A 9,974-nucleotide genomic window follows, 5' to 3' on the forward strand; every position below is an offset into this window, starting at 1 on the left:
CATGGCGACGACACAACAAGCAGTCCCGGCCGGCACAAGAAGCGCGGCGCCCCCAGGACCCTGGCGCGAGTTCTGGACGGCCTTCTCTGCCAACCGCGGCGCGGTCATCGGGCTCGCCACCATCGTCGTGCTGCTGCTGGTCGCGCTGTTCGCGCCGTGGATCGCACCGCACGCGCCCAACGAGACCAACAGCGCCGTCTTCCTGCTGCCGCCAGCGTGGCAGCAGGGCGGTTCCGCGAGCTACCTGCTCGGCACCGACGCGATCGGGCGCGACATCCTCTCGCGCCTGATGCACGGCGCACGGCTGTCGCTGTCCATCGGCGTCGCGGTGGTGGCCATTTCGGTGGCCGTGGGCGTGGTGCTCGGGCTGATCGCGGGCTTCTTCCGCGGCGTGCTCGAGATCGCGATCATGCGGTTGATGGACATCGTGCTCACGATGCCGAGCCTGCTGATGGCGATCGTGATCGTCGCGATCCTCGGACCGGGGCTGATCAACGCGATGATCGCCGTGGCCATCGTCGTGCTGCCGCACTATGTGCGCATCACGCGTGCGGCCGTCATCGCCGAAATCTCGCGCGACTACGTGACCGCTGCTCGCGTGAGCGGCGCCGGCACGCTGCGCCTGATGTTCCGCGAGGTGCTGCCCAACTGTGCCGCACCGCTGATCGTGCAGGCCTCGCTCGGCATCTCGACCGCCATCCTCGACGCGGCCGCGCTCGGCTTCATCGGCCTGGGGGCGCAGCCGCCGTCGCCCGAATGGGGAACCATGCTGGCCGACGCGCGCGAGTTCGTGCTGCGCGCCTGGTGGGTCGTCACCTTCCCGGGCCTGGCGATCCTTGCGGCCGTGCTGGCCTTCAACCTGCTGGGCGACGGGCTGCGCGATGCGCTCGACCCCAAATTGAAACGATGAACAGTATTGACCGCCTCATTCCAGGGATACCGCGGAACCGGCTTTGCCGGGCCGCAGGTATCGCCCCCTGCAAGGGGGTTGGCGCAGCGACACGAAGTGCGCGAAGACTGGGGGTGAGATGAGTCTCCTGGACATCAAGGACCTGCACGTCGAGTTCCCGACGCAGGGCGGCGTGCTGCATGCGGTGGACGGCGTGAGCCTCACGCTCGAAGAAGGCGAGGTGCTCGGCATCGTCGGCGAGTCGGGTTCGGGCAAGAGCGTCACGATGATGGCGCTGATGGGCCTCGTCGGCTTTCCGGGCCGCGTGCGCGCCGAGCACATGCGCTTCGCGGGCAAGGACCTGCTCGGCATCTCCGACAAGGCGCGCCGCGCGTTGGTCGGCAAGGAGGTCGCGATGATCTTCCAGGAGCCGACCACCAGCCTCAACCCCTGCTTCACCATCGGCTTCCAGCTCATGGAAACGCTGCGGCTGCATCTGAAGCTCGACAAGCGCGAAGCGAAGAAGCGCGCGACCGAACTGCTCGAGCAGGTGGGCATTCCGGCCGCATCGTCGCGCCTGGGCAGCTATCCGCACCAGCTCTCGGGCGGCATGAACCAGCGCGTGATGATCGCCATGGCCATCGCCTGCAATCCGCGCCTCCTGATCGCCGACGAGCCGACCACCGCGCTCGACGTGACCATCCAGGCGCAGATCCTCGACCTGCTGCGCGAGCTGCAGAAGGAGCGCGGCATGGCGCTGGTGCTCATCACGCACAACATGGGCGTGGTGAGCGAGATGGCGCAGCGCATCGCCGTGATGTACGCGGGGCAGGTGATGGAGCACCAGCGCGTCGACCGGCTCTTCGCATCGCCGCAGCATCCGTACACCGAGGCCCTGCTGGCGGCGCTGCCGGAACGCGCTGCGCCCGAGGGGCGGCTCGCCACCATCAGCGGCGTGGTGCCGGGCGTGCACGACCGGCCCGCGGGCTGCCTGTTCGCGCCGCGCTGCGGCTACGTCACCGAGCGTGCCTGCCAGGTGCGGCCGGCGCTGCGCGAATCGCAGGGCGCCGAGGTGCGCTGCCACTTTCCGCTCGGCGAACCGGGGCGCATGGCGGCCATCGCGCAAGACCCGCCGCGGCAACAGGCGATCGAGGTGCTGCCATGAGCGGGGCATCGAACGCCGTTTCGACCGAAGTGGTCGTGGAGGCGAGCAACCTCCAGCGCACCTACGACATCCGCCGTGGGCTGTTTCGCGCGCCCGCGCACCTGCGGGCCGTGGGCGACATTTCCTTTCGCATCGAGCGCGGGCGCACGCTGGCCGTGGTCGGCGAGTCGGGCTGCGGCAAGTCGACGCTGGCGCGCATGGTCGCGCTGATCGAGAAGCCGACCGCGGGGCAGCTCACGCTGGTGGGGGCCGACGCGGTGAACCCGCCGTCCGAACGCAGGCGCGAGCTGCGCCAGGCCGTGCAGCTGGTGTTCCAGAACCCCTACGGCTCGCTCAATCCGCGCAAGAAGATCTCGACGGTGCTCGAGGATCCGCTCGCCATCAACACCACCATGGGCAAGTCGGAGCGCGCCGCCAAGGCCGGCGACATGCTCGCGCGCGTGGGCTTGCGGCCCGAGTACGCCAACCGCTACCCGCACATGTTCTCGGGCGGCCAGCGCCAGCGCATCGCCATCGCGCGCGCGCTGATGCTCAACCCGCGCCTCCTGGTGGCCGACGAGCCGGTGTCTGCGCTCGACGTGTCGATCCAGGCGCAGGTGCTCAATTTGCTGGCCGACCTGCAGGCCGAACTGGGCCTGGCGTACCTTTTCATCTCGCACGACCTGGGCGTGGTGCGCCACATCGCGCACGACGTGCTCGTGATGTACCTCGGCCACGCGGTGGAGCAGGGCCCCAAGTCGCGCATCTTCGCGCGGCCGCTGCATCCGTACACGCAGGCGCTGCTGGCGTCCACGCCGGGGCTCAGCAGCCGGCGCATCGTGCTCAAGGGCGAGCTGCCGTCGCCGCTGAGCCCGCCTCCCGGCTGCGTCTTCAGCACGCGTTGCCCGCACGTGCAACCGCGCTGCCGCGAGGAGCGGCCGCTGCTGCGCTTACTCGACGAACGTCTGGTGGCCTGCCACTACGCCGAGCAGTTTCTCGATGGCGCGGCCCCCGTGCGCGCCGATGGTCCCGTGCTCGCCGCGCCGTAGGCGGCGGCTTTTCTCAACCCTGTCTCAAGGAGTCCCCATGAAGACCCAGCCCACCGTTTCGCGCCGCTCACGAAGCCTGGCGCTCCTGGCGCCGACAGCGCTTGCAGCCCTTACCCTGGCCTGCGGCGCGGTGTCTGCCAAGACGCTGGTGTATTGCTCCGAAGGAAGCCCGGAGAACTTCTACCCCGGGATGAACACCACCGGCACCTCGTTCGACGTGACCACGCAGGTCTACAACACCATCGTCGAATTCGAGCGTGGCGGCACCAAGGTCGTGCCGGGCCTGGCCGAGAAGTGGGACATCTCCGCCGACGGCACGCAGTACACCTTCCACCTGCGCAAGGGCGTGAAGTGGCACAGCACCAGCAAGAGCTTCAAGCCCACGCGCGACTTCAACGCCGACGACTTCATCTTCATGCTCGAGCGCCAGTGGAAGGAGAGCGACCCGTTTTTCAAGGTCACGAGCCAGAACCACTCGTACTTCAACGACATGGGCATGCCCAAGCTGCTGAAGACGGTGGACCGCATCGACGACTACACGGTGAAGATCGTGCTCAACCAGCCCGAGGCGCCGTTCCTGGCCAACCTGGCGATGCAGTACGCCGGCATCCAGTCGAAGGAATATGCCATCGCCATGCTGAAGGCCGGCACGCCCGAGAAGGTCGACCAGGACCCGATCGGCACCGGCCCCTTCTACCTCGTGCAGTACCAGAAGGACGCGATCATTCGCTTCAAGGCCTTCCCGCAGTACTGGGGCGGCAAGGCCAAGATCGACGACCTCGTGTTCGCGATCACGCCCGACGCATCGGTGCGCTGGGCCAAGCTGCAGAAGGGCGAGTGCCATGTCATGCCGTACCCGAACCCGGCCGACCTCGACGCGATCCGCAAGGATCCGAATGTTCAGCTGCTCGAGCAGCCCGGCCTGAACGTCGGCTACCTCTCGTACAACACCACGAAGAAGCCCTTCGACGACGTGCGCGTACGCAAGGCCATCAACATGGCGATCAACAAGAAGGCCATCATCGACGGCGTGTACCTCTCGACCGGCGTGGCCGCGAAGAACCCGATTCCGCCGACCATGTGGTCCTACAACGACGCGGTGAAGGACGACCCCTACGACCCCGAAGCCGCGAAGAAGCTGCTGGCGCAGGCCGGCTTCCCCGACGGCTTCTCGACCGACCTGTGGGCCATGCCGGTGCAGCGCCCGTACAACCCGAACGCCAAGCGCATCGCCGAGCTGATGCAGGCCGACCTCGCCAAGATCAACGTCAAGGCCGAGATCAAGAGCTTCGAGTGGGGCGAGTACCGCAAGCGCCTGCAGGCCGGCGAACACCAGATGGGCATGCTGGGCTGGACAGGGGACAACGGCGACCCCGACAACTTCCTCTACACGCTGCTGGGTTGCGCTTCGGCCAAATCGGCCAGCGGCAGCAACATCTCGAAGTTCTGCTACCAGCCGTACGAAGACCTCGTGGTGAAGGCCAAGAGCGTCACCAAGCAGGCCGAGCGCGACGCGCTCTACAAGAAGGCACAGCTCATCTTCAAGGAGCAGGCGCCGTGGTTCACCATCGCGCACGCGGTGCAGCTGAAGCCGGTGCGCAAGGAGGTCGTCGACTTCAAGCTCAGTCCGTTCGGCCGCCACACCTTCTACGGCGTGGATATCAAGTAGCCGATGCACGCGCCCGTTGCCATCGTCGCCGCGATGCACGAGGAGTTGAGTGCGCTCCTTGCGCAGATGCCCGACGAGCAGCGCGTGCGCGTCGCCGGCCGCGACTTCTGGGTCGGCCACCTGCAGGGCCAGCCCGTGGTCGCGGTGCTGTCGCGCATCGGCAAGGTCGCGGCCGCGGTCACCGCCACGGTGCTGCTCGAACGCTTCGGCGTGCGGGCCGTCGTGTTCACGGGCGTGGCGGGCGGGCTCGCGCCGGGCGTGCGCGTGGGGGACGTGGTGGTCGCGACCGAACTGCTGCAGCACGATCTCGATGCATCGCCGATCTTCCCGAAGTACGAAGTGCCGTTGATGGGCCTGTCGCGTTTCGTTGCGGACCGCGCGATCGGCGATGCGCTGTCGGGCGTTGCCGCCGGCGTGCTGCGCGATCCTGTGGCACTGACGGGACGGGCGGCCGTCGAAGAGTTCGGCCTGCAGTCGCCGAAGGTGCACCGGGGCCTGCTGGCCAGCGGCGACCGCTTCGTGTCGACCACCGCCGAGAGTGAAGCGCTGCGGCGCGATCTGCCCGATGCGCTTGCGGTCGAGATGGAAGGCGCGGCGGTGGCGCAGGTGTGCCACGACTACGGCGTGCCCTTCGCGGCCATGCGAACGATCTCCGACCGCGCGGACGACGAAGCGCATGGCGACTTCGCGCGCTTCGTCTCGCTGGTCGCGAGCCGCTACAGCCTCGCGCTGGTCGGCGCCTGGCTCGCCACGCTGCCGGCCGTCAGCTGAGCGAGGCGCCGCGCCGCGGAATGTCGCGCAGCAGCGGCGGTATCGACAGTGCGAGCAGCAGCGCGGCCAGTGGCACGACGCAGACAAACCCCACGTACTTGAAGCCGAGCGCTCCCACCGCCCCGCCGAGCACGAACATGCCGACCAAGCCGCCCGCGCGGCGCATGCGGCGGCGGTCGTGGCGCACCGCCATCGGGGCGGATCCGGCGCGGCCGTTCCAGTAGAGCATCTTGCCGATCTCGATCCCCATGTCGGTGATGTTGCCCGTCATGTGGGTGGTGCGGATGCTGCCGCCCGAGGTCTTCGACGCCACCGCGTTCTGCAGGCCCATGATGAAGGACAGCAGCAGCACCGTGAGCGGCACGGCGAAGGGCGTGGGCCAGGTCAGCGTGATCGCGCCCATGAGCCCGAATGGGAACATCAGCGCAGCTTCGAGCATCAGCGGCAGGGCGTAGACGCCGTGCATGCGGTGCTGCCGGCCCCAGTTCACCAGCATGGCGCAGACCGCGGCGCCGGTCACGAAGGCCAGGATCGCGCCGAGCGCGTTCAGCAGCAGCTTGACGTTGCCCAGCACCATGCCGTCCGCCAGCTGCGAGGCGAAGCCGGTCATGTGCGAGGTGTACATGTGAAGCACGAGGAATCCGCCCGCGTTGACGGCCCCGGCATTGAAGGCCAGCAGCAGGCCCAGCGCGGTGTTGGTCGACGGCGCGCGGTGGCGGTTGGTGAGGAAGCGGATTCTGCGCACTGTGGCTCTCCGGGTCAGCGCTTGCTGCCAGCCACTCTAGCACCCGCCGCGCGGCGCCTACTTGAGCCAGCCGCGCCGGCGGAAGTACCACATCGGCACCAGCGCGCTGGCCGCCATCAGCACGATGGCATACGGATAGCCCAGCGACCAGTCGAGCTCGGGCATGAACTTGAAGTTCATGCCGTAGATGCTCGCGATCAGCGTGGGCGGCAGCAATGCGACGCTGGCCACCGAGAAGATCTTGATGGTCTTGTTCTGGTTGATGTTGATGAAGCCGACGGTCGCATCCATCAGGAAGTTGATCTTGTCGAACAGGAAGGCCGTGTGGTTGTCGAGCGACTCGATGTCGCGCAGGATCTGCCGCGCCTCCTCGAACTGCTCGGCGTTGAGCATGCGGCTGCGCATCATGAAGCTGACCGCGCGGCGCGTGTCCATCACGTTGCGGCGGATGCGGCCGTTCAAGTCTTCCTGGCGAGCGATGGCGCCCAGCACCTCGCCGGCCAACTCGTCGCTGACGTTGCCCTCGAGCACTTTCTTGCCCGCGATCTCGAGTTCGTCGTAGATGTTCTCGAGCGTGTCGGCCGAGTACTCGGCGTCGGCATCGAACAGCTTGAGCAGTACTTCCTTCGCGTCCTCGATGAGCCCGGGCGCGCGGCGCGCGCGCATGCGCAGCAGCCGGAACACGGGCACGTCCTCGTCGTGGATCGAGAACAGCACACCGCGGCTGCGAAGCTCGGTGTTGTGCTGGTTCAGGATGAACGCCACGCGCACCGAGCGCGGATCTTCGTCGTCGTCGATCAGGAAGTCGGAGCGGATGTGCAGCTCGCCGTTGTCTTCCTCGTAGAAGCGGGCCGACTCCTCGATGTCCTCGTCCATCGCGTCTTCGGGAATCGAGAGGCCGTAGTACTGCTTGATCCAGCGCTTCTCTTCGAGCGTGGGCGACTCGAGGTCGACCCAGATCGGCTGGAACCTGGAGAGCTCCTCGAGCGACTCGATCTCTTCCTGGACGAGGCGGCCGTTGGCGAGCGTAAAGATGTTGAGCATGGGCTCACTCCCGGGTATGACTGAAACGTTGGGCGAGGGAGGGGCGCTTTCAATTCCCGGGCCCGACGCGCGAAAAAAGCGTCAGTGAAAGGGAGTTGAAAGCTGCCGAGACGGGGCGGTTTCCATAGGAAGAATCTCCGGTTGCAGCGAGGCGCGATTATGTCACCGGCCACATGGCTGCCCCATGCTTGGGCTGGACGGACATACAGTAAAGTCGCTCTCCATGCAGACCGCTGCGCTCCCTGTTTTTCCCGCCGCGCCGAAGACCCAGGCCGAGCGCCTGGCCGCCGCGCTTGCGACGCTCAACGATGCGCAGCGCGCTGCGGTCGAGCATGGCGTGGGTGCTGCGATAGCCGAGCGCGACGAGCGGCCGCTGCTCGTCATTGCCGGCGCCGGCTCGGGAAAGACCAGCACGCTGGCGCACCGCGTCGCACACCTGATCGCGGGCGGTGTCGATCCGCAGCGGCTGCTGCTGCTGACTTTCTCGCGCCGCGCCGCGCAGGAGATGGAGCGCCGCGCCGGCCAGGTGCTGGCGCGGGTGCTCGGCCTGAAGTCCGAGGTGCCGCCCGCGCTGCCGTGGGCCGGCACCTTCCACGGCATCGGCGCGCGGCTGCTGCGCGAGTACGCGCCGCAGATCGGGCTCGGCGAGAACTTCACGATCCATGACCGCGGCGATGCCGAAGACCTGATGGGGCTGGTGCGCCATGAGCAGGGCCTGTCTTCCACCGTGAACCGTTTTCCGCGCAAGGGCACCTGCCTGTCGATCTACTCGCGCTGCGTCAACACGCGCGCGCCGCTGGCCCAGGTGCTGAAGGAAGCCTTTCCCTGGTGCGGCGAATGGGAGGCCGAGCTGAAGAAGCTGTTCGGTGCGTATGTCGAGGCCAAGCAGCAGCAGAACGTGCTCGACTACGACGACCTGCTGCTCTACTGGGCCGGGATGGCCGCCGAGCCCGCGCTGGCCGCGCACATCGGCGCGCGCTTCGATCATGTGCTGATCGACGAGTACCAGGACACCAACCTGCTGCAGGCCTCGATCCTGCTGGCGCTCAAGCCCGATGGACGCGGGGTGACGGTGGTGGGCGACGACGCGCAGTCGATCTACTCGTTTCGCGGCGCGACGGTGCGCAACATCCTCGACTTTCCGTCGCAGTTCACGCAGCAGGCCAGAGTCGTCACGCTGGAGCGCAACTACCGCTCGACGCAGCCGATCCTGGACGTCTCGAACCGCGTGATCGCGCAGGCCGCCGAGCGGCACGCCAAGACGCTGTGGACCGACAAGCCCTCGGCCGGCAAGCCGCTGCTGGTGCTCGTGCCCGACGAGGCCGGGCAGGCACGCTGGGTGGCCGACAAGGTGCTGGCGCACCGCGAAGGCGGGCTGGCGCTGAAGTCGCAGGCGGTGCTGTTCCGCACCTCGACGCACAGCGCGGCGCTCGAACTCGAACTGGCACGGCGCAACATCCCCTTCGTGAAGTTCGGTGGGCTCAAGTTTCTCGAGGCCTCGCATGTGAAGGACCTGCTCGCGGTGCTGCGTTTTGCGCAGAACCCGCGTGGGCGCATGGCGGGGTTCCGTGTGACGCAACTGATACCGGGCATAGGCCCCGTGACCGGCGCGCGGCTGCTCGATGCGATGGACCAGGCGGCAGACCCGGCCGCGGCAGTGCGCGACTTCGTGCCACCGGCCACTGCTCGCGCGCAATGGGGCGACTTCGCTGCAGCCTACGCCGCCTTGCGCGCGCCGGCGCTGAAGTGGCCGGCCGATGTCGAACTGGCGATGGCCTGGTATCTGCCGCACCTGGAGCGCCTGTACGAGGACACGTCCGGCGTGCGACGCGCCGACGTCGAGCAATTGGCCCGCCTCGCCGCCGGGTATGCCTCGCGCGAACGCTTCCTCGCCGAACTCACGCTCGACCCGCCCGAGGCCACCAGCGACCGCCCGGGCCCGCCGCTGCTCGACGAGGACTACCTGATCCTCTCGACCATCCACTCGGCCAAGGGGCAGGAATGGAACTCCGTACATGTGCTCAACGTGGTCGACGGCTGCCTGCCGGCCGACGTGGCGCAGAGCGCGCACGAGCTGGAAGAAGAGCGCCGGCTGCTCTACGTGGCGATGACCCGGGCGCGCGACCACCTGCACCTGCTGGTGCCGCAGCGCTTCCACATCACGCAGCAGGCGGCGCGCGGCGATCGGCACCTGTATGCCAACCGCACGCGCTTCATTGCCGAAGCCGATCTGGCCGGCTTCGAGCAGCAGACCTGGCCCCCTCCGCCGGAGCGGCCGCCGGCCGTGCCGCCGCCGAGCGCGGTGATCGACCTGCGCAACCGGATGCGCGCGGCCTGGCGTTGACTGGGCAGCTGCCGGCCCTTCCGGCGGCAGGGTCACGCGCTGCCGGAAGATGAAACACTTGTTCCGGATGAATCGCCGCATCGCCTGCCCTGCGCGCGGCAGATGCTATCGATTCGCTAGCGTGTGAAATGCCGCACACAAAGCGCAGAAACCCCGGGCAACTCAGGTATTGCAATACCGTGACAGCTTGGGCATAGTGAATCGAACTTGCCCTCTGCCTTCTTCTTTTCTTCCCCCCGCCCCCCCCCCCCCACCCACCCCGGTGTGGGCCCCCCAAAGCGAAATACCACGGGGGGGAAATGGCCCCAACAGAAAAAAA

General features: G+C 67.7%; 8 protein-coding genes. 6 read left to right on the forward strand and 2 right to left on the reverse strand.

All coding sequences use genetic code 11. The features are described from left to right. The first annotated feature begins 1 nt into the window (after position 1). From ACCC97_RS05550 to ACCC97_RS05570, 5 genes are all read left to right on the forward strand, one after another. Positions 2-910: an ABC transporter permease subunit gene (locus ACCC97_RS05550; protein ID WP_007828433.1), complete on the forward strand. Its 909-nt coding sequence runs from the start codon at positions 2-4 to the stop codon at positions 908-910. A gap of 118 nt (positions 911-1,028) precedes the next feature. After that, the gene (locus ACCC97_RS05555) at positions 1,029-2,054 is read left to right on the forward strand and encodes an ABC transporter ATP-binding protein (RefSeq protein WP_042673286.1); all 1,026 of its coding nucleotides are present in this window, start codon (positions 1,029-1,031) and stop codon (positions 2,052-2,054) included. Next, positions 2,051-3,082: a dipeptide ABC transporter ATP-binding protein gene (locus tag ACCC97_RS05560; RefSeq protein WP_413331814.1), complete on the forward strand. Its 1,032-nt coding sequence runs from the start codon at positions 2,051-2,053 to the stop codon at positions 3,080-3,082. Before ACCC97_RS05555 ends, ACCC97_RS05560 begins: the two co-directional genes overlap by 4 nt. Positions 3,083-3,119: 37 nt before the next feature. Continuing rightward, positions 3,120-4,751, forward strand: a complete 1,632-nt coding sequence (locus ACCC97_RS05565; RefSeq protein WP_007832675.1) for an ABC transporter substrate-binding protein — start codon at positions 3,120-3,122, stop codon at positions 4,749-4,751. 3 nt (positions 4,752-4,754) lie between these two features. Continuing rightward, complete coding sequence (locus ACCC97_RS05570; RefSeq protein ID WP_413331815.1) at positions 4,755-5,522, forward strand: 5'-methylthioadenosine/adenosylhomocysteine nucleosidase; 768 nt, start codon at positions 4,755-4,757, stop codon at positions 5,520-5,522. Here ACCC97_RS05570 and ACCC97_RS05575 read toward each other — a convergent pair. Then, the gene (locus ACCC97_RS05575) at positions 5,515-6,267 is read right to left on the reverse strand and encodes a YoaK family protein (protein ID WP_007832679.1); all 753 of its coding nucleotides are present in this window, start codon (positions 6,265-6,267) and stop codon (positions 5,515-5,517) included. The two genes, ACCC97_RS05570 and ACCC97_RS05575, sit on opposite strands and share 8 nt — an antisense overlap. Positions 6,268-6,324: 57 nt before the next feature. Then, a complete protein-coding gene (corA, locus tag ACCC97_RS05580) occupies positions 6,325-7,311 on the reverse strand; it encodes a magnesium/cobalt transporter CorA (protein WP_007832681.1) in 987 nt (328 codons plus the stop codon). A gap of 223 nt (positions 7,312-7,534) precedes the next feature. Between corA and ACCC97_RS05585 the strand changes: the two genes are divergently transcribed. Beyond that, positions 7,535-9,655 (forward strand): ATP-dependent helicase, encoded by a 2,121-nt coding sequence (locus ACCC97_RS05585; RefSeq protein WP_413331816.1) that lies wholly within the window; start codon positions 7,535-7,537, stop codon positions 9,653-9,655. Positions 9,656-9,974: the final 319 nt, after the last annotated feature.

Source organism: Variovorax sp. Varisp85 (assembly GCF_047304045.1).
GTDB lineage: Bacteria > Pseudomonadota > Gammaproteobacteria > Burkholderiales > Burkholderiaceae_C > Variovorax.

What these genes read in the sequence shown, in the direction of transcription:
- ACCC97_RS05550 (WP_007828433.1), top strand. Translation starts at nt 2, where the DNA reads ATGGCGACGACACAACAAGCAGTCCCGGCCGGCACAAGAAGCGCGGCG.
- ACCC97_RS05555 (WP_042673286.1), top strand. Translation starts at nt 1,029, where the DNA reads ATGAGTCTCCTGGACATCAAGGACCTGCACGTCGAGTTCCCGACGCAG.
- ACCC97_RS05560 (WP_413331814.1), top strand. Translation starts at nt 2,051, where the DNA reads ATGAGCGGGGCATCGAACGCCGTTTCGACCGAAGTGGTCGTGGAGGCG.
- ACCC97_RS05565 (WP_007832675.1), top strand. Translation starts at nt 3,120, where the DNA reads ATGAAGACCCAGCCCACCGTTTCGCGCCGCTCACGAAGCCTGGCGCTC.
- ACCC97_RS05570 (WP_413331815.1), top strand. Translation starts at nt 4,755, where the DNA reads ATGCACGCGCCCGTTGCCATCGTCGCCGCGATGCACGAGGAGTTGAGT.
- corA (WP_007832681.1), bottom strand. Translation starts at nt 7,311, where the DNA reads ATGCTCAACATCTTTACGCTCGCCAACGGCCGCCTCGTCCAGGAAGAG.
- ACCC97_RS05585 (WP_413331816.1), top strand. Translation starts at nt 7,535, where the DNA reads ATGCAGACCGCTGCGCTCCCTGTTTTTCCCGCCGCGCCGAAGACCCAG.